At 34.7% G+C, this 18,653-nt stretch carries 23 protein-coding genes and 2 riboswitches; of the genes, 13 read left to right on the top strand and 10 right to left on the bottom strand.

The window, feature by feature from the left end:
• Positions 1-12: 12 nt before the first annotated feature.
• From ABH955_RS09225 to ABH955_RS09215, 3 genes are all read right to left on the bottom strand, one after another.
• Positions 13-375 carry a DUF3915 family protein gene (locus ABH955_RS09225; protein ID WP_002190565.1) on the bottom strand — a complete coding sequence of 121 codons (363 nt, stop codon included), beginning with the start codon at positions 373-375 and terminating at the stop codon, positions 13-15.
• Positions 376-571: 196 nt separating this feature from the next.
• The gene (locus ABH955_RS09220) at positions 572-790 is read right to left on the bottom strand and encodes a hypothetical protein (RefSeq protein ID WP_002088422.1); all 219 of its coding nucleotides are present in this window, start codon (positions 788-790) and stop codon (positions 572-574) included.
• 234 nt (positions 791-1,024) lie between these two features.
• A complete protein-coding gene (locus ABH955_RS09215; RefSeq protein ID WP_002033918.1) occupies positions 1,025-1,642 on the bottom strand; it encodes a nitroreductase family protein in 618 nt (205 codons plus the stop codon).
• Positions 1,643-1,952: 310 nt separating this feature from the next.
• Between ABH955_RS09215 and ABH955_RS09210 the strand changes: the two genes are divergently transcribed.
• From ABH955_RS09210 to ABH955_RS09195, 4 genes are all read left to right on the top strand, one after another.
• Positions 1,953-3,245 carry a GGDEF domain-containing protein gene (locus ABH955_RS09210; RefSeq protein ID WP_404444821.1) on the top strand — a complete coding sequence of 431 codons (1,293 nt, stop codon included), beginning with the start codon at positions 1,953-1,955 and terminating at the stop codon, positions 3,243-3,245.
• Between the two features lie 149 nt (positions 3,246-3,394).
• A complete protein-coding gene (locus tag ABH955_RS09205; protein ID WP_219303469.1) occupies positions 3,395-4,525 on the top strand; it encodes a serine hydrolase domain-containing protein in 1,131 nt (376 codons plus the stop codon).
• Positions 4,526-4,529: 4 nt separating this feature from the next.
• Positions 4,530-5,408, top strand: a complete 879-nt coding sequence (locus ABH955_RS09200) for an NAD(P)-dependent oxidoreductase (protein ID WP_078184384.1) — start codon at positions 4,530-4,532, stop codon at positions 5,406-5,408.
• Positions 5,409-5,413: 5 nt separating this feature from the next.
• Positions 5,414-5,746 carry a DUF3909 family protein gene (locus ABH955_RS09195; RefSeq protein ID WP_002014892.1) on the top strand — a complete coding sequence of 111 codons (333 nt, stop codon included), beginning with the start codon at positions 5,414-5,416 and terminating at the stop codon, positions 5,744-5,746.
• 61 nt (positions 5,747-5,807) lie between these two features.
• Here ABH955_RS09195 and ABH955_RS09190 read toward each other — a convergent pair whose 3' ends face one another.
• The 6 genes from ABH955_RS09190 to ABH955_RS09165 all read right to left on the bottom strand — a co-directional run bounded on the left by ABH955_RS09190 (position 5,808) and on the right by ABH955_RS09165 (position 10,839).
• Complete coding sequence (locus tag ABH955_RS09190) at positions 5,808-6,083, bottom strand: hypothetical protein (protein ID WP_002165122.1); 276 nt, start codon at positions 6,081-6,083, stop codon at positions 5,808-5,810.
• Positions 6,084-6,400: 317 nt separating this feature from the next.
• Positions 6,401-6,913 carry a 1,2-dihydroxy-3-keto-5-methylthiopentene dioxygenase gene (locus tag ABH955_RS09185; RefSeq protein WP_002165123.1) on the bottom strand — a complete coding sequence of 171 codons (513 nt, stop codon included), beginning with the start codon at positions 6,911-6,913 and terminating at the stop codon, positions 6,401-6,403.
• Positions 6,891-7,529, bottom strand: coding sequence for a methylthioribulose 1-phosphate dehydratase (locus ABH955_RS09180; RefSeq protein WP_044442765.1), 639 nt, complete (start codon positions 7,527-7,529; stop codon positions 6,891-6,893). Before ABH955_RS09180 ends, ABH955_RS09185 begins: the two co-directional genes overlap by 23 nt.
• On the bottom strand, positions 7,526-8,185 hold the full coding sequence (locus ABH955_RS09175; RefSeq protein WP_242246988.1) for a 2-hydroxy-3-keto-5-methylthiopentenyl-1-phosphate phosphatase: 660 nt from the start codon (positions 8,183-8,185) through the stop codon (positions 7,526-7,528). Before ABH955_RS09175 ends, ABH955_RS09180 begins: the two co-directional genes overlap by 4 nt.
• Positions 8,182-9,426: a 2,3-diketo-5-methylthiopentyl-1-phosphate enolase gene (mtnW, locus tag ABH955_RS09170; protein ID WP_404444829.1), complete on the bottom strand. Its 1,245-nt coding sequence runs from the start codon at positions 9,424-9,426 to the stop codon at positions 8,182-8,184. The genes ABH955_RS09175 and mtnW overlap by 4 nt, the downstream gene beginning before the upstream one ends.
• 64 nt (positions 9,427-9,490) lie before the next feature.
• Positions 9,491-9,596: riboswitch (SAM riboswitch) on the bottom strand.
• Positions 9,597-9,648: 52 nt separating this feature from the next.
• Positions 9,649-10,839 carry a pyridoxal phosphate-dependent aminotransferase gene (locus ABH955_RS09165; RefSeq protein WP_404444832.1) on the bottom strand — a complete coding sequence of 397 codons (1,191 nt, stop codon included), beginning with the start codon at positions 10,837-10,839 and terminating at the stop codon, positions 9,649-9,651.
• A 99-nt stretch (positions 10,840-10,938) separates the two neighbouring features.
• On the opposite strand from ABH955_RS09165, the gene ABH955_RS09160 reads away from it, so the two are divergent.
• The 4 genes from ABH955_RS09160 (at position 10,939) to ABH955_RS09145 (ending at position 14,675) form a co-directional block, all read left to right on the top strand.
• Complete coding sequence (locus tag ABH955_RS09160; protein WP_404491048.1) at positions 10,939-11,718, top strand: carbon-nitrogen family hydrolase; 780 nt, start codon at positions 10,939-10,941, stop codon at positions 11,716-11,718.
• Positions 11,719-11,788: 70 nt separating this feature from the next.
• Positions 11,789-11,929: riboswitch (SAM riboswitch) on the top strand.
• A gap of 88 nt (positions 11,930-12,017) precedes the next feature.
• Positions 12,018-13,196 carry an S-methyl-5-thioribose kinase gene (mtnK, locus tag ABH955_RS09155; protein ID WP_404491047.1) on the top strand — a complete coding sequence of 393 codons (1,179 nt, stop codon included), beginning with the start codon at positions 12,018-12,020 and terminating at the stop codon, positions 13,194-13,196.
• A complete protein-coding gene (gene mtnA / locus ABH955_RS09150) occupies positions 13,193-14,248 on the top strand; it encodes an S-methyl-5-thioribose-1-phosphate isomerase (protein WP_404444841.1) in 1,056 nt (351 codons plus the stop codon). The genes mtnK and mtnA overlap by 4 nt, the downstream gene beginning before the upstream one ends.
• Before the next feature lie 289 nt (positions 14,249-14,537).
• Positions 14,538-14,675 carry a YvrJ family protein gene (locus ABH955_RS09145; protein WP_000393342.1) on the top strand — a complete coding sequence of 46 codons (138 nt, stop codon included), beginning with the start codon at positions 14,538-14,540 and terminating at the stop codon, positions 14,673-14,675.
• Between the two features lie 60 nt (positions 14,676-14,735).
• Here ABH955_RS09145 and ABH955_RS09140 read toward each other — a convergent pair whose 3' ends face one another.
• Positions 14,736-15,512 carry a 3-hydroxybutyrate dehydrogenase gene (locus tag ABH955_RS09140; RefSeq protein WP_404444845.1) on the bottom strand — a complete coding sequence of 259 codons (777 nt, stop codon included), beginning with the start codon at positions 15,510-15,512 and terminating at the stop codon, positions 14,736-14,738.
• Positions 15,513-15,708: 196 nt separating this feature from the next.
• On the opposite strand from ABH955_RS09140, the gene ABH955_RS09135 reads away from it, so the two are divergent.
• The 5 genes from ABH955_RS09135 to ABH955_RS09115 are packed head-to-tail and all read left to right on the top strand — an operon-like array spanning position 15,709 to position 18,645.
• Positions 15,709-16,041 (top strand): PadR family transcriptional regulator, encoded by a 333-nt coding sequence (locus ABH955_RS09135; protein WP_002014879.1) that lies wholly within the window; start codon positions 15,709-15,711, stop codon positions 16,039-16,041.
• A complete protein-coding gene (locus ABH955_RS09130) occupies positions 16,041-16,796 on the top strand; it encodes a DUF1129 domain-containing protein (RefSeq protein ID WP_404444850.1) in 756 nt (251 codons plus the stop codon). Before ABH955_RS09135 ends, ABH955_RS09130 begins: the two co-directional genes overlap by 1 nt.
• Positions 16,797-16,809: 13 nt before the next feature.
• Positions 16,810-17,571, top strand: coding sequence for a DUF1129 domain-containing protein (locus ABH955_RS09125; protein ID WP_219303461.1), 762 nt, complete (start codon positions 16,810-16,812; stop codon positions 17,569-17,571).
• A 22-nt stretch (positions 17,572-17,593) separates the two neighbouring features.
• The gene (locus ABH955_RS09120; RefSeq protein WP_404453941.1) at positions 17,594-18,355 is read left to right on the top strand and encodes a DUF1129 domain-containing protein; all 762 of its coding nucleotides are present in this window, start codon (positions 17,594-17,596) and stop codon (positions 18,353-18,355) included.
• Positions 18,346-18,645, top strand: coding sequence for a DNA-binding protein (locus ABH955_RS09115; protein ID WP_404491046.1), 300 nt, complete (start codon positions 18,346-18,348; stop codon positions 18,643-18,645). The genes ABH955_RS09120 and ABH955_RS09115 overlap by 10 nt, the downstream gene beginning before the upstream one ends.
• The last annotated feature ends 8 nt before the right edge of the window (positions 18,646-18,653 follow it).

Genomic DNA, 18,653 nt, shown 5'->3' with positions numbered 1-18,653 from the left:
ATTAAACTTCTCTTAAAGAGCAATTGCGATAACATCTTCTGGGCAAACACGTAAAATCCCTTCAAATCTATCGTCATTACGATTGTTTCCATTCTTATCATCTTTGTTGTTGTCTTTGTCGTCGTTATCTCTTCTTAATGCAGAGAATAGAGCAATACCGTTACAGAACCCCTCAAAAACTAAATTGCGGAATGTTCCATTTCCTTTTAGTTTAAGAAGTGAAATTTCAGTGCCTATAGAAAGATTTGCAAGTACGTTACATACAGCATGTCGTTGTGGTCTAATTTCTTCTCTCTCTTTCTCACGATGGTTGTGCTCTCTTTCATGATGATGACAGTCTCTAAAGTTATCACAGCATCCAAATGATCCAAACATAATCCTCATCACCCCCTTCACACTTATAATCTATGTAAGTTCGGTAGTTCGTGACTGGACAGATAATGGAAATTTTTCTAGGGGATTTTCTCATTTTAAATGACTAGATGGGTATTTAGTATGGAATGATGTTTAAAATAGGGGAAATGTCACAAAAAAATGTAAAGACCACCGAAATGAATGAAATAGGTAGCCTTTACACTTTTTTACTTTTATATAAAACGATGATATATACAGGAAGAGCTAGGAGTAGTGGTGCAATGGATCGTGCAGTGTGTTTTTCTGCTTCTAATTGTAACGCTTCTTCTTTAGGGAATTGTAACACTGATATGTTTGCAGCATCGCCAATAAAATATAGCAGTAGTACAGTTACTATGTAACTCAAAAGTGCGATAAAGCTTCCGTATGAACTCAATGAAAATCCCTCTCTTGTTATCTATTTGTTATCATTGTATCACAATTGTAACAAAAATACACGGTTATATTTCAATGCTTTAACAAATTTCGACACAAAACGCCATATTTGTTTATGGTGATAGCGTAAAAATTACAATTTCTCTATGTGTAGATGTCGAATAATACATTGTAATATTACGGATGTGTGACAGAATATAAAAAAACGAAGGTAATGAAATTACCTTCGTTTTTATTATTTCGCCCATTCACTTACTTGTTCTACGCTCATGCGCGGTGCAGGGTGACCTTTTAAAGTTGATTCACCAATTGTAATAAGCATAATTGGTACGTAACGAGATGAAACATTAAATTCTTCCATTAGTGCTTGTGGGTTGAAACCACCAATTGCGCAAGTATCCCAGCCAGTTGCTTTAGCAGCAAGCATAAGTTGCATTGCTGCTAAAGCAGCATTTGAAAAGGCAGCATCTCGTGGGTATTGCTCACGAGTATATGCAGATTCAATATTTTTAGCTAAGCGCTCTTTTGCGTCTGCTTTCATAAATCCTTGTTCTACAATTGGACCGTAAACAGGTTCAACATTTTTATATGCTTCTAAATCACCTAAAATAGCGACTACGGCAGAAGCGTCAAGAATTTGTTGTTGGTTATAAGCAATTGGGTGTAATCGTTTTTGTACATCTTCGCCTTGGAAAACAAGGAATTTCCAGTGTTGCAAGTTCCAAGCAGAAGGTGCTTGCGCAGCTGCTTTTAAAATTTCATGTAACTCTGTAGATGAAATTTCTTTTTCAGGGTTGAATGCACGTGTAGATGTGCGTTCATATAAAACGTTAAAAAAGTCATTGTTTGTCATTATATATCCTCCAAATTACATATCAACTTAATATAAAATAAATGTAATATACTCTACTTACATTTTGTAAGTTATTGAATTTAAGAATATAATACCTTTATTTTAATTGTCAAGTTTTAAATAGTAAGGCAGGGCATTCATACAAACGATACAATTCATATAATCATACACTAAAAAAGGAATTTCCAGAGCAGATAAGCGAAGATAACATTCTCAATTAGCTTGTTAATATGAGTTCCTCACAATTCTTTATAAAATGATTGTGAGGAATTCAGTAAAACAAGATATATGAAGTGAGTGAAGACCAGTGATGAACATACTACATTTTTTATTAGAGAATACTGTTTTCCAAAATGTATTACAAGATCTTCAGTTGAATGTCCTTTATATAGAAGATGGATGTACACATCAACAAACGATAGAAAACGTCCATCCAAAATGTATGTTTATAGCAAATAGTTTTGAAGAAGGAGAAATATTGTTTCATAGAACTAGACCACATATTGTAATTATGTATGTAACAGATTTTGCTCAAATAAAATATATAAAGAATATATATGATTCACGGAGTACATTCATTATCATTTGGGATCAACAGATAAACAATGAGTTTGCAGATTTACTACTGTTAGGAATACGTAATATTGTTATAGCACCAGTAACTCCACAAGTGGTACTAGAGGAAGTGAATAAGAGTTTATATCAACTTACTTTAGTGCGGCAAGTAGGTTTACAACAAGAATTGCTTCAAACGATGTTTGATTTTCAAAATGATTTATTATTTATAGTAGAAGATGATGAGATTGTTGATTGTAATACGAATTTTTTACAATTCTTCGGACATGATAATTTATTTACGTATCGTGAACAACATTTAGTGTTTGCAGAACATCTTATTAGAGAGAACGGATATTATTCGACGACTCACGATATAACATGGCTGGATGATACTTTATCAAATGGAAGAAGAATTAAAATGTACAATTATGAAGGAGAAGCATTTACTTTTCTATTACGTGCGACACCATTACCAGAAGATTTATCGCGATTTATAGTAAAATGCACAGAGATTACAGAATTAGACGAAATCTATCAAGAGCAAGAAAGACTTGCTATGATAGATTCATTGACAGAGGTTTATAATCGTTTGAAGTTCCAACAAATACTAGAGGTAGAGTGGGACAATGCAATACGTAACGATGAAAAATTAGCACTTATTTTGTTTGATATAGATAATTTTAAATCAGTAAATGACACATATGGTCATGATTTTGGCGATTTAGCATTAGTACAACTTGCAGATCTTATGAAATCTAAAGTTGAAGATCAACATGTATTTGCAAGATGGGGAGGAGAGGAATTTATAATATTAGTGACAAATACGGTAGAAAAAGAAGCGTTTCAAGTTGCGGAATCATTGCGATTTTTCATTGAAACAAAGCATTTCTCTGGAATTTCGAAATTAACAGCGAGTTTTGGAGTTGCGTTATATGAGCAAGGGATTACAAGAGAAGAGTTAATGCAAAGAGCGGATATTGCGTTATATGAAGCGAAAAAAAATGGGAAAAATCAAGTATGTATATATAGAAAAGAAAAAATGTGATTTTTCGCAACAAATTGTTGCGATTTTTTTTTATTACTTGATAATAGAATATGGGGGACCATCTTAACCGATAAGCTCCCACTTCAAGTAAGCTCGCAAGAGAGACTAAGTGGTGGGTAGTTCACATGAAGTAATTACGGAGGAACAATATGATAAAAAAAATAATGGTTATGGCTTCACTGTCTGCTGTAGTTTGCGGCGGAGTATACTATTTTCTCTATAGTCCCGATTCAAAGGAACAAGCAGTATTAACAACAAAGGTAACTCCTGCTATTGAGTCAGAGGTACAGGATAATATAGAAGAAGTACAAAAAATTGATTATGCTAGTATATCTCAAAAGTTAGATCAGTATTTAGTAGGAAAGCAATTTAATGGGACAGTTTTGGTGACAGATAAAGAGCATGTTATATTGAATAAAGGATATGGATATGCTGATGTTCAAAATAAAATAGAAAATACGCCTCAAACAAAATATCGTATCGGTTCTATTACGAAAACAGTTGTTGCTACATCCATTCTACAGTTACAAGAACAAGGGAAGTTAAATATCCAAGATAATGTAAATAAATACATTCCTTCATTTCCAGCAGATAAACACATCACGTTATATCACTTATTAACGCATACATCTGGTTTACCGGAAAATGGGAAAGGGAAGGTTAATGTAGCTTCACGTATAAATTTAGTAACTTGGATTGGAAGTCAAAAATTAGAGTTTCCACCAGGAACAGGTTGGAAGTATACGGATTATAATTATATGGTGCTCGCTTATATTATAGAAAATATAACGAAAAAGCCTTTAGGAGACTATGTAAAAGAAAATATATTTACAAAGGCCGAGATGCATGAATCAGGTATGGGAAATATGGTGCCTGGAGATAAAAACTTCACGAAGGGTTATGTGAAGAAAGACCAAGATCTTGTACCAGCACAAAAATTAGGAATGGACTGGTTATATGGATCGGGTGAGATGTATACGACAGTAGGGGATATGAAAAAATTAGATGAAGCGATTATAAATGGAAAGCTTCTTTCTGAACAAAGTATACAAGCGATGTTTACACCTTCACAAGAAAGAAAATATGCATTTAGCTTTTACATATATCCAGATTATTTCCATAACCATGGTGTACTGTCTGGTTGGAACACTTTCAATAATTTTAATAAAGAAAAAGGAACTTTTGTTATTTTATTTTCAAATGTGAAAAATAGTATGGATGATGATTTTAATAAAGAGTTCCGAAAGATGGTAAATGATTTATTAGAACAAAGGGGATGAGAAGATGGAAAATAAAAATTTATCAATAGGTTTCATTGGTATTGGTGTAATGGGAAAAAGTATGGTTAACCATTTAATGCAAAGTGGTTATAAAGTATATGTATATAATAGAACGAAAGAAAAAGCGGATTCTTTAGTGCAAGAGGGTGCGACTTGGTGTGATACACCGAAAGCGTTAGTAAAGCAAGTTGATGTTGTTATGACGATGGTTGGTTATCCTCATGATGTAGAAGAAGTGTACTTTGGGGTAGATGGAATTTTAGAACATGCAAATGAAGGTACGATAGCAATTGACTTTACAACATCTACACCAACATTGGCAAAACGTATTAATGAAGTTGCGAAAAGCAAGAATATATATACATTAGATGCACCAGTATCTGGCGGGGACATTGGGGCTAAAGAAGCAAGACTAGCAATTATGGTCGGTGGAGAGAACAGAATATATGATATTTGCTTACCTCTATTTGAAAAACTAGGAACAAATATTCAGTTGCAAGGCCCTGCTGGGAGTGGACAACATACAAAAATGTGCAATCAAATAGCAATTGCTTCTAACATGATAGGAGTATGTGAAGCGGTAGCATATGCGAAAAAGGCTGGACTTAATGCAGATAAAGTATTAGAGAGTATTTCGACAGGAGCAGCAGGTAGCTGGTCATTAAGTAATTTAGCTCCTCGAATGTTAAAAGGAGATTTTGAACCTGGCTTTTATGTAAAGCATTTTATGAAAGATATGAAGATTGCTTTAGATGAAGCTGAAAAATTACAATTACCAGTACCGGGTTTAACCCTAGCGAAGGAATTGTATGAAGAGCTAATCGCAGATGGAAAAGAGAATAGCGGAACACAAGTATTATACAAAAAGTATATAAGGGGGTAAATGGAATGGATCTCCAAAAGTTTGACGAGATGATTGATGCTGTGCAGCGAGCAACTTGTGTACAGATTAATGATAAGCAAAAAGAAGCTTTTAAACAAAAATACGATTTTGGACCAGATTTTGAATATGGAAGAGATGAGAAAGGGCATTATGTTATCCGAAGCTCGAAAAAGATGTTAGAGGAAATGGAGTTTTATTTGGCATTGAAATATGATCGGGATGGAATTGTCCTTTATATGCATGCTGAGATTGAAGGGACATGTCATGTATCCGTTAGCTACAGTGAAGATGCACTTCATTTGCAAGAATTGTTTCAATTTCTAGAAGAAAATAAATAAAAAGTCCTCATTTGAGGACTTTTTATTTATTTAGGCAGGCATAATATTTAAGTTGGATAATTTATAGGCTGGAAGCTCGGCGGCATCGTTCAATTGGGAATGGAATAACTTGTGCAATGTGATTAGGACCAAACTGTTTCGCACGAGCATGGCGTACTATATAAAATGCGCACAGGATAGAAATAGGAATAGCACCGTACAAACCGAAAAATAAAGCGCTTACACAAGATGCGACAAAACCTAAAACACCAACTTCTAATTCTTCCATAATAGCTCCTAAAATGACAGGAATAGCTCCGCATGAAACCCCTAGTATAAGTGCGATAAGTAAACTCATGATTATCCCCCTCTGCTTGCAATATTCTTTTCCTTCTTATTAGTTGTAGTATATCATACACAAAACAGAATTTTCAGAAAAAATTCAAAAAAAGTTCAATAAATGTTCAAAAAGTGTTCCGAAATATACTTGATAAAATGGAAGCGTGATTTGAGATATTTGATTTGAATAAACGAAAGGGACAAATTATTTTAATAAATAAAAAATCAGGCTTACTTCAATGTTATGAAATAAGCCTGTTCCATAGGAGGATGTATATATGTAGAGTGAATAAAAGATTGGAAAAGGGGTTCCAATCTTTTATTCAACTAGCTACCTTAATAAATTGGAACCCAACCTTCTGTTGTAACAAAAATACGAATAGCTACAACTTGGCGATCATCTTGTAAGGTAAAATAATGTCTTGCATTTTCAGGTACAGATATAAGATCACCAGGCTCAAGTTCAACGTCAAAGAATCGACCATCTTTTCCTTCAATAGCGAAGATGCCATGACCGCTGACAATAAAGCGAACTTCATCGTCAGTATGATGGTGTTCTTTTTGGAAATTAATTAATAATTCGTCAAGGTTAGGTGTGCCATTTGAAAGTGAAATTACATCATGAGCTTTATAACCTCGGCGCGCTGAAACATCAGCGATTTCTTTTGAAAACACAGCTAATATTTCAGCCTTGTTTTCATCTGCTAACGAATAATTTTCATTTAAATGAGTAGGAAGCTTAGAGATGTTCCATTTCTCATATAAAACGCCTTCCTCTTGTAGAAATTTAGATACTTCCACTTCATTTTCGATACGAGTATTTACTTCATGAATACGAATTTGCGCCATTAGAAACGCCTCCTTGAATTGATAATAGTTTTATATGAAATTGGAATAAAAACTCATAAGCTTCTAATCTTTTCTTTGCATCAAAGCTATCTCGGCCCCATACGGTAATACCATGGTTACGGATTAATACTGCTCCCGAATCTCCTTGTATATGCTTTCGGAAGTTTTCTCCAAGCGTTGGGATATGGGCATGGTTTTCGATAATAGGAATGTTAATCGTTGCACCTTCTTCCCAAATATCGAGAGCTTTAATAATTTCTTGATTTTGAAGGGTGACTGCATCACTATATAAATTTGTGATGACATTATTATCAGTTGTATGAACATGAAGTACGCACCCGGCATTCGTATTGTTATAAATATGTGTATGCAATATTGTTTCTGCTGAAGGGCGTAATTCAGTCTCTAATACGGGAACCCCTAGATGATCTACTAATAGAAAATCATCTGGAGTAGTTTTTGTTTTATCTTTACCACTTGCTGTAATAAGAAAAGTAAGTGGATCATGACTGACTTTTATAGAAATATTTCCACTCGTTGCTGGAAACCAATTCCGAGTTGTTAATTCTTTTTTTATTTCACTTAAGTCATACCATTGACGAAAAAGTTGTTTCATGATTTCACCTCCAACAAATGTTGTAATTCGACTTGAATATCGTGAAATGTGTTAAAGGATGTATAAGCAATATGATTTTCTTCACATTTTGTAATAAGGAAGTCACGGGCGAATACTTTATCTGCTTGTTTTGCTGCTTGTAAATCAGTAATGGAATCTCCTATCACAATATGAAAATCATCTTTAGAGCTTAGTTTACGAATTAATGATGATTTACAGAGACCGCAACTATGCTGACATTGCTCGTCACAAGGGTGCGGCCATTTAACTTCAACAAATTCTCCTGAAAAGTCAGTTGCATTACAGTAAATTTGCTCTTTTGGAATGATTCCTTGTAAGAGTGGATAGACGAAGAAATCCATTCCACCTGATATAACGTAAAAGGAAATGTTATTTTCATTAATAAATTGTATGAATTCATGAAAACCTGTACGGATTTCAGCAGTTTCTTGTAAATACTGAATAATATCATCGTGTAGATTAATAGGTATTAATCGGAATAATTGAGAAACACCTTCTTGAATAGAAAGTTCTTGAGATAAAATTTTTTGCTTTATTTCCTCTGCTTCTGGTGGTGCGAACTTTTCCATAATGGACATAATGTTATCATTATTCGTAATCGTGCCATCGAAATCACAAAACACTTGAATACTCATAATTTCACCTCATGTGAGGGATTTCCCCATATTTGTAATGCGCTATGTAAATTCACTTCATCTACCTCATGGAGTGGTTTATTTTGTAAAGTAGCATCAATTGCAGTACGGAAAGCTTTACCACCGCCCTGCGCCCCATTCGGATGTCCGTGTATCCCACCGCCAGCATTAATAACAACACCTTTGCCAAAATCTCGTAGAATAAAGGGAACGAAACCAGGGTGAATACCAGCAGATGGAACAGCAAAACTTTTCTTGAAAAATGCATCGTCTTCAGTTAAATGTTTTGAAATGTTGAGAGCTTCTTCTTTTTCTAACGCAACACTTCCGTATGGAGATGGGAATAATGAAAAGTCAGCCCCAGCATAGCGAAGTAGCTTTCCAAGTAATAATGGAGACGAGATTCCATATAACTTCGATGCGGAATAAGCACCACTTACAGCAGGGTGTGCCATAATGGGAACTGGGATTTCATCATCTTCTGCAAGTGATTGTAGTACATCTAGTCCGTAAGCAAATACGTTAAATAATAGAATATCAGCCCCAGCTTGCACTGCGCGTTTCGCATTTTCTTTTAAATCAAAAGTTCGTCCTGTTAAATTTACGGCATATAACGTTTTATGTCCGTATGTTTCATATACTGATTGTAAAACTTCTTTTCCAGATACAATGCGTTTCGTAAGTGGTGTTAATGTATTCTCAAATAATATTTCATCATCTTTTACTATATCTACACCACCACTTGCTTGATCGCGTAATTGCGTTTTCAAATACCCAATATTTCGTCCAATCATGCCTTTAAAAATACTCATTAAAAGGGGACGATCATGCACTTGTAAAAGATTTCGAATACCATCTATCCCGAATTTTGGACCAGGGAAATACTGTTTTAAGTAGTCTGAAAATGTTAAGTCAATTAATTTCACTTCGCCATCAAGTGATAGCTTTCCGAATGTAGTTGTTAAAATCGCTGGTAAATCTGGACTGAAGTTTAATAACGGATATTCGATTTTAATAATCCCGCGCTTTACTTTTTTACGTAAATACAAATTGGTATGTTCTTGTTCAGCTAATTCCTCAACATGGATGACGTTACCTTTATGCTGTTTTAGTTGCTCTTGCAATAAGTGTGGCAAATGAGTCCAAGAGCCAATTGTTAAACCGAGTGCAATTTGCTCGGCCCTTTTTTCTAAGTTATGTGAATCATCATGGATTAAATACGTCGCTATAATTCCGCTCATTGTTATACCCTCCTAGTTAAATAAAAAAACCTCTCAGCTAAGGAGAGGTTTTTTTACAACCAGCTCCTTATCTGTCAGCGTAACGCTGCGAGAATTAGCACCGTGTCTACAATTGTAGATCGGTTGCCGGGTTTCGTCGGGCTCGTCCCTCCACCTGCTCTTGATAAGAAGTATTTAGAAATGTTTAAATTTTTAAGATAACTGAATTTTGTCAGATTTTTTTTATGTTGTCAATGACTTTTTGAAAAAATTTAATTTATCAATTCGATTAATTGCTTCTCGTAATCGATCTTCTGTATGTAAGAGACCAACACGAACATACCCTTCGCCGTGCTCACCAAATCCAATACCAGGGGCAACAGCGACATGTGCTTTTTCTAGCAAAATATCAGAAAATTGCTCAGATGTATAGCCTTCTGGTACAGGAAGCCATGCAAAGAATGATCCGGTTGGAATATTTACATTCCAACCAATCGAGTGACAAGCTTTAATAAGAGCATTTCTTCGAGATTCATAACTATTAACAAGTTCTACCACACAAGACTGCGAGCCTAATAGTGCTTCGCGGGCAGCATCTTGAACTGCACCAAAAATACTAACATACATATGATCTTGCAATAAGTTAATTGTTTCGATGACACTTTCATTCCCTACTGCAAAAGCAATACGCCATCCAGCCATATTGAAAGTTTTTGATAATGTATAAATTTCAATTCCTGCATCTTTGGCGCCATCTGCTTGCAAGAAACTAACGGGCTTTTGACCATCAAATCCGATAGCACCGTAAGCAAAATCATGAACAACTAATATATTATGTTTATTAGCAAAATGAATTGTTGCATCAAAGAAATCTTTTGATGCTGTAGCACCGGTAGGATTATTAGGATAGTTTAAAAACATTAACTTTGCTTTCTTGGCAATAGAGTCATCAATTTTTGTATAATCTGGTAAAAAATTATTTTCTGCAATAAGCGGCATTGTTTCAAAGTGCGCTTTTGCTAAAGCAACTCCGGATAAATAATCTGGATAACCTGGATCTGGAACGAGAATGGTATCGCCAGGGTTTGTAAAACAAAGTGGTAATTCTACTAATCCAGCTTTTCCGCCAAACAAAATAGCAACTTCAGTTTTTGGATTTAATTCTACGCCGTATTCACGTTTATAGAATGTTGCCACGGCCTCTTTTAAGCTTTCATGTCCGCGAAATGGCGGATATTTATGATGAATGGTCTTTTCGGCAGCATCTTGTAAAGCTTTTACGATATGCTGCGGTGTTGGTTGATCTGGATTACCTTGTCCTAGATTAATAACATCGTGACCAGCTGCAACGACTTTGTTAACTTTTGCAACAAGTGAAGCGAAAAATTGTGTTGGCAATGATGTTACTATCTCAGAAGGTTGAAATAATTTCATACTTTCCACCTCTTTTGAAAGTTGTTACAATTCTAGTGACAAATGATATAATCTTTCCAGTATTTTGTAAAGAAAAAAATTAAGAATGGGGATGACAAAATGAAAGTCGCATGTATTCAAATGGATATTGCTTTTGGAGATGTAGAAAAAAATATTGAGAGCGCTAAAAATAAAATAAGCGAAGCGATGAAGGAGAAACCAGACGTTGTCGTCTTACCAGAACTATGGACAACGGGATATGATTTAACAAGGCTTTCTGAAATTGCAGATACGGATGGATTAGAAACGAAAGAAATGCTAAAAGAATGGTCGAAGCAATACGGTGTACATATTGTTGGTGGTTCCATAGCAAAGCAAACAGAGCAAGGTGTCACAAATACAATGTATGTTGTAACTAATAAAGGTCAGCTAGTCAATGAATATAGTAAAGTACATTTATTTCAGCTTATGGATGAACATAAATATTTAATCGCTGGAAATAGTACAGGCGAATTTAAGTTAGATGATATAGAGTGTGCTGGCACAATTTGTTATGATATTCGTTTTCCAGAGTGGATGCGCGTTCATACTGCTAAAGGTGCAAAAGTTTTATTTGTTGTAGCAGAATGGCCATTAGTTCGTTTAGCACATTGGCGCTTGCTATTACAAGCAAGAGCAGTTGAAAATCAGTGTTATGTTGTAGCATGTAATAGGGCGGGAAAGGATCCGAATAATGAGTTTGCGGGTCATTCTTTAATTGTCGATCCGTGGGGTGAGGTTGTGGTAGAGGCAAATGAAGAGGAATCTATTTTATTTGGAGAGCTTAAATTCGAGAAGATTAAAGAGGTACGTAAAGGAATCCCAGTTTTTGCAGATCGCCGTCCAGAATTATATAAATAAAATGTTGACAAGTGATTTTTATTCTTGGTATAGTCTTCATCATAAAGTTAAAAATTCAAAAAATATGCAACTCTTATCAAGAGCAGGTGGAGGGATTTGGCCCGATGAAGCCCAGCAACCGACCGTAATACCATTGTGAAATGGGGCGTTTATGACGCCAAAAGGCACGGTGCTAATTCCAGCAGAAAGTAAACTTTCTGGCAGATAAGAGGGGAGAAGATAAACTTCAAACCTCTTTCTTTGTGGAAAGGGGTTTTTCTATTTTAGAAAAACCTCTGAATGAAAAGGAGGAGAAGAAGATGGGATATTATTCATTAACTGAAACAACAGCTATACAATATGCGAAAGAACACGGTTATTTTGAAAAGAAAGCAAATGTAGTTTGTCATGAAATTGGAGATGGAAATTTAAATTACGTGTTCAAATTAGATGATGGAGAGAAGTCTATTATAATAAAACAAGCACTGCCATATGCGAAAGTCGTTGGTGAGAGCTGGCCACTGTCTATAAAAAGAGCGACGATTGAAAGTAAAGCATTACAAATTTTCGCGAAGTATGTGCCAGATTATGTTCCGGTAGTGTACAGTCATGATGAAGAGTTAGCAGTTACAGTCATAGAAGACTTATCAAGATTAACAATTACAAGAAAGGGATTAATAGATGGAGAAGGATATCCACTTTTATCCCAGCATATCGGTCGTTTTCTAGCACATGTTTTGTTTTATACTTCAGATTTCGGTTTACAGTCAGAAGAGAAAAGGGTACTAGAAGGTACATTTATAAATCCAGACCTTAGTAAAATTACAGAAGATTTAGTTTTTACGGATCCGTTTGGACATTACGATACAAATGATTATGAGTCAGATTTACAGTCAGTGATTGATGAACTTTGGAGTGACAAAACTTTAAAACTAAAAGTAGCACAATATAAATATAAGTTTTTAACGAGAAAAGAAGCGCTTATTCATGGTGATTTACATACTGGTAGTATTTTTTCATCACCTTCTGAAACGAAAGTGATTGATCCAGAATTTGCAACGTACGGTCCATTTGGATTTGATATCGGTCAATTTATTGCAAATCTATTATTAAATGCTTTATCTAGAGAAGAAGAAAAGAGAAGTGTACTATTTTTCCATATAGAAAAGACATGGAGTTATTTTGTAGAAAACTTTACGAAGTTATGGATTGGAGAAGGTGTAGAAGCATATACGAAAGAAAAACAATGGTTACCAATTATTTTGCAAAATATCTTTACTGATGCCGTCGGATTTGCGGGATGTGAACTGATTCGTAGAACAATTGGTTTAGCTCATGTAGCGGATTTAGATGGGATAGCAAATAAAGAAAAAAGAATTCAAGCTAAAAAACAAGCGTTATCCTTAGGTAGAGAACTAATAAAATATGAAGCCAAGTGTGCTGATATTCAACTGTTTCGAACATTATTTCAACAGACAGTTGGAGGCGTAAAAGCATGAGTACAATTATTACTATTCCGAGATCTGTAAGTTGGAAAGGCGATGCAATTGCAGTATTAAATCAAACAAAGTTGCCGCATGTCACTGAATACAAAACATTAACGAATATTGAAGATGTATGGAAAAGTATCATTATGTTAGAAGTACGAGGAGCGCCTGCAATTGGAATTGTAGCTGCGTTTGGTTTGGCGCTTGCGGCAAAGAAATACGATGCTATAAATATCGATGAGTTTCAAAAGAAGTTTAATAGAGATTGTAACTATTTAGGAACATCACGCCCGACAGCAGTCAATTTATTTTGGGCAATCGATCGTATGAGAGAATCTATTCGAGAGATTACTACAATAAAAGAAGCTCAAAAAATATTAGAAGAAGAAGCGCTTCATATTCAGCAAGAGGATGAAATGGTGTGCCGAAGTATTGGAGAACATGCTTTAACATGTTTTAAAGACGGTGATAAAATTTTAACAATTTGTAACGCTGGAAGTATTGCAACTGCTAGATATGGAACAGCGTTAGCCCCATTTTATATTGGGAAAGAGAAGGGTGTGCGTTTACATGCGTATGCGTGTGAAACGAGGCCGGTTTTACAAGGTGGTCGTTTAACGACATGGGAATTGAAACAAGCAGACATTGATGTAACGCTTATTACGGATAATACTGCAGCACATGCAATTCGAACGAAAGAAATTAATGCGATTATCGTAGGGGCAGATCGAATCGTTGAAAACGGTGATACTGCTAATAAAATAGGAACATTAAATTTAGCTATATTAGCAAAGTATTTCGGTATCCCATTTTACGTTGCAGCACCGTTATCTACATTTGATACTACGAAACAAACAGGTGCTGAAATTGTCATTGAAGAAAGAGATGAAACAGAAGTTACGAAAATTTTTGGGAAACAAGTGGCGCCACTTGGAACGCCTGTATTTAACCCTGCATTTGATGTAACACCGCATGAATTAATTACGGGGATTATTACTGAGAAAGGTATTTTACGTGGAGATTATAAGCAAGAAATTACATCATTATTTGAAAAAATAAGCTAACTGCTCAGTCGCTATATAAAAAAATGGTGGAAAAGCATGTTTTTAAATGGTCGAGAGGGACTGGCTATGTATAGGAGCGGTCAGCGCCTGTTCCTACCACGCGCAACGTTTTAAAACAAAGAAAGGTAGCAAGGTGTAGGACCATTTGTATCTTCATGGTAGCAATCTATATGCTGAAAAATGAAATGTATGGCCGAGTAGTTAAAAAACAAGTTAATAAAAAATAGCTTGTTTTTATGCCTTAAGTCTTCCTTTCCTCTTATTTATGTAATGAAGGGAGGAGAGAAAGATGGAAGAGTGGATCAGGATGATAGGTAATGTGGGGTTTCCAATTGTTGTAACGCTATATTTACTACATCGCATTGAAAGTAAATTAGACGGAGTGATTGTTGCAATTGAGAAACTCCCTAAACAATTACTAAAGTAGAAAGATCCTCGCGATAAAAAGTAAAATAAAGTTTGCTCGCGAAGAGCAAACTTTATTTTTTTATTGAGCAGTATATCCACCATCGATAACAACAGCTTGGCCAGTTATGCCTTTTGCTTTTTCACTTGCTAAAAACATAGCATAATCAGCAATTTCTTGTACTTGTAGCAAACGTTTCTGTGGTACAAGAGGATAAATGACATCTTCTAAAACATTTTCAAGTGGTACATTTCTTGTAGTGGCTAAATCTTGTAATTGATTACGTACAAGGGGAGTATCGACATAACCAGGACAAAGCGCATTAACAGTAATTCCGTGAGTAGCGCCTTCTAAAGCAGCAACTTTTGTTAATCCAATTACGCCATGTTTCGCGCTATTATAGGCAGCTTTTCCAGCGAATCCAACAAGTCCGTTAATCGAAGCAACATTAATAATACGACCATATTTTTGCTTTTTCATAACCGGAAAAGCATGTTTGATGGCGATAAATGGAGCGATTTGCATAATTTTAATAAGAAGCTCGAATTTATCAGTTGGAAAATCTTCAATCGGTGAAACATGTTGCATTCCTGCGTTGTTAATTAATACATCTAATGAGCCGAAGTGAGTAACTGTTTGAGAAATTGCTGCTGTAATTTCTTCTTCAGATGTAACGTCACATTTTAAACCAATGGCTTGATAGCCTTCTTTTTGCAATTGTTCAGCAGCTTCTTTCGCACGTTCTTCAAGACGATCACTAATTACAACTTTAGCACCCTCTTTGGCAAAAGCACTTCCCATTTCATAACCAATACCGCTCGCAGCACCTGTTAAAAAGACAACTCGATTTGTAACCATGATGAAAAACACTCCTTCATAATAAAAGTTCTCTTATTGCTCTATTTAGAGAGGTGATAATAAAATCCCTGCAAACATTTGGAAAAATATTGCTAGCTATCTTGTTTTGCAAAGTAGCGTTTGCTATACTATTTTGTAAAGCAAGATACTTACGCTTATCTATCTTGTAAAACAAGATAGTGGGAGGATTTGAAATATGTCGACAAGTCAAATGCTGAAAGGGATTTTAGAAGGATGCTTACTTGCTATTATTTCTGAAGGTGAAATATACGGTTATGAAATGAGTGAAAGATTAGCGAAGTATGGTTTCACAATGGCGAGTGAGGGAAGTATTTATCCGTTATTAATACGAATGCAAAAGGAAGGATTAATAACAAGTGTAATGAAGGAATCTCCATCTGGCCCAAAGCGAAAATATTATACATTAACAGAAAAAGGCGAGGAAGCACTGGATGAATTTATGGATCGCTGGGAAGCGATGCAAAGTAGTGTAGAGCGTCTACTTGAAGGGAAGGGGAGAAAAAAATAATGTTATCAAATGAAGCGCGAAATTTTTTATTAGATATGAGATTATTTTTAACTGCAAAGAGTGTGAAAGAAAGCGATATTGAAAGCTTTTTAGAAGATGCAGAGTTGCATTTAATAGAAGGTGAGGGTGAAGGAAAAAGTGTAGAAGATATTTTCGGAAGCTCACCGAAAGAATATGCAAATGAACTTGTAAAAGTAATGGAAAGGGATAGACAGGAAACGTGGAAGCAAATTGGTTTTACGGTAATGAATGTCGTATCGTTTTGGATTATTGCTTCTATCTTAATAGTGAATAACGGAATTCTACAGATTTCACTTATTCAGTGTATTGGCTATAGTTTTACATTGATTTTAGCTGTAATGGGTCCTAATTTTCTGCTTCGTAAAATGACCTTTGTAACAAGCTTTACAAAAACATGGTTTTTAGTCATGATTGCGCCAATGTTTTTATTAGGAGCAGTTACGATATTAGATGTGATATATCCTACAACGATGTTTACGTTGACTCTAGTCCAAAGTTATATATTAGCTGGAGGGATCTTTATCCTCACGGTAGCTATAAATATATATTTTGAAGGATGGTTTAAAAATTTATATTTAATTATTCCTCTTTCTATTATGTTAGTGTTTCAAACATTTACATCAGAAGATCTCATACCGATGTTATTTCAGATTATATGTTTATACGGAAGTTTATTTATTTTAATTTTCGTTGAAATTATGATGAAGACGAATAGAAGAGAAACGGTTAAATAAGGGAGGGATTCTAATGCAAGTTTCTAAAGAAGGGGAAAAGTTTTTAATCGATACGAAAGTGTATTTAATTACGAAGGGAATTAAAGAAGAAGATGTAGATGCTTTTCTAGAGGATGCAGAGCTACATTTAATAGAAGGTGAGAAAAAAGGAAAGACGGTAAGTGATATATTTGGTGATTCGCCAAAAGAATATGCAGAAGAATTAGCGAAAGAGATGGAGAAGGATAAAGGCGGGAGTATAAAGAGTATTCTTGCGATGATAATTGGTATTGGCGGGTATTGGATATTAACTCATATTTTATTTAATAATCCAAATCAGCAATTTACACTAACGAATATACAGTTAATTGGCTATCCTATCGTCTTAATCATTACGATTATTGGAACCATTGTTGCGTTTAGAATGTCTTCTTTTAAAAATAAATTTGTAGAGTTCGGGATTATTTACATAATAGTAATGGTTCCCATTTTACTATTAGTATTATTGATGTTTGTTGATAAATGGTACGGTACACCTATTTTGCAATTGTCGACAATGCAAACATATATATTAGCAGCAAGTATCTTTTTATTACTTTTCGTTGGAGAAGTGTATGTCCTTGGTTGGATGGGTGTTTTGGTGCTAATTGTTCCTTTAGCGATTATGTTTATATTTAAAGGATTAGAAGAAAAAAATGTATTTTGGGGAATTGCAAAGATATTACTTATGTATGGAAGTATATATGGGTTAATGAGATGGTCTTTAAAAATTGAAGAGAGAAAAAGTGTAAACTAGTAGTTTGGAAGGAGGGAATGCGATGCTTTCTCATGAGTCACGAACTTTTTTGGAAAACACAGGAGCCTATTTAAGAGTAAAAGGAATAAGTGAGAAGGATATTAAATTCTTTTTAGAAGATGCAGAACTACATTTAATAGAAGGTGAGAAGAAGGGAAAGACGGTAAGTGATATATTTGGTCATGCTCCAAAAGAATATGCTAATCAACTTGCGGAAGAGATGGATATAGATAGAAAAGGTAATTATAAATTATTACTTTACTTTATTGTAAATTTATTGGCTTTCACGATGATGAAGAGCGTATTCTTTAGTGCAGCCGACCGTCGTTTGTCTTATTCTTTAATTGAGTTAATTGGCTATCCGATTATGATTTTTGTAGGAATTATTGTATTAATATGGGGGATGAGAACAGCGGCGTTTAAGCGGAAAAGAACTGAACTTATTATTATGTATATAACTAGTGTGCTATGGTTTTTATCAATTTTCAGTATTGCATTACTAAATAACTTTTATGGCACAACGTTTATTCAATTTACTGCTATAGAAAGCTTTGGTCTTGTAGGTATTGTATTTCTGAGCGCGGCCGTTATAAATATTAAATTTGGTGGTTGGTTTACTTTGCTCTATTTGCTTGTTCCAATTGCATTAGAATATATATTTGTAATGTTAGATTTATCAGGCATTATAGGAATGTATATACATCAAATAGTTTTTTTAGTCGTTATTTATATGCTTTTAAAAATTCACACAAAATTAGAAAAAAGGGCATTCATATGCAAATAATGATTATATGTATATTAACTATTCTGTTTCTAGGATTAGCAATATTAGGGATCTATACCGTTTTCACAAAAAAGATGCATGATGACTATTTCGATACTTTATTAGATGACACATCAGGTTATGTTTTGTTCTTCGGTTTAATAGGAAAAGGGCTGCTCTGGATATGCAAAAAAGTATTTCCAAAGAAATATTATATTGGGATTTTCAGAGGAATTACGTTTACGTTTAGTTGCCTATTTTTATTCCTCGCAGCCGGTATTTGGTTTGTTGATTGGAATATGTTGTTTTAAACAGTAAC

Source organism: Bacillus sp. RC240, from assembly GCF_044907945.1.
GTDB classification, from domain to species: domain Bacteria; phylum Bacillota; class Bacilli; order Bacillales; family Bacillaceae_G; genus Bacillus_A; species Bacillus_A mycoides.
The sequence above is the reverse complement of the archived record's forward strand: the minus strand, read 5'-3'. Positions and strand labels throughout refer to the sequence as shown.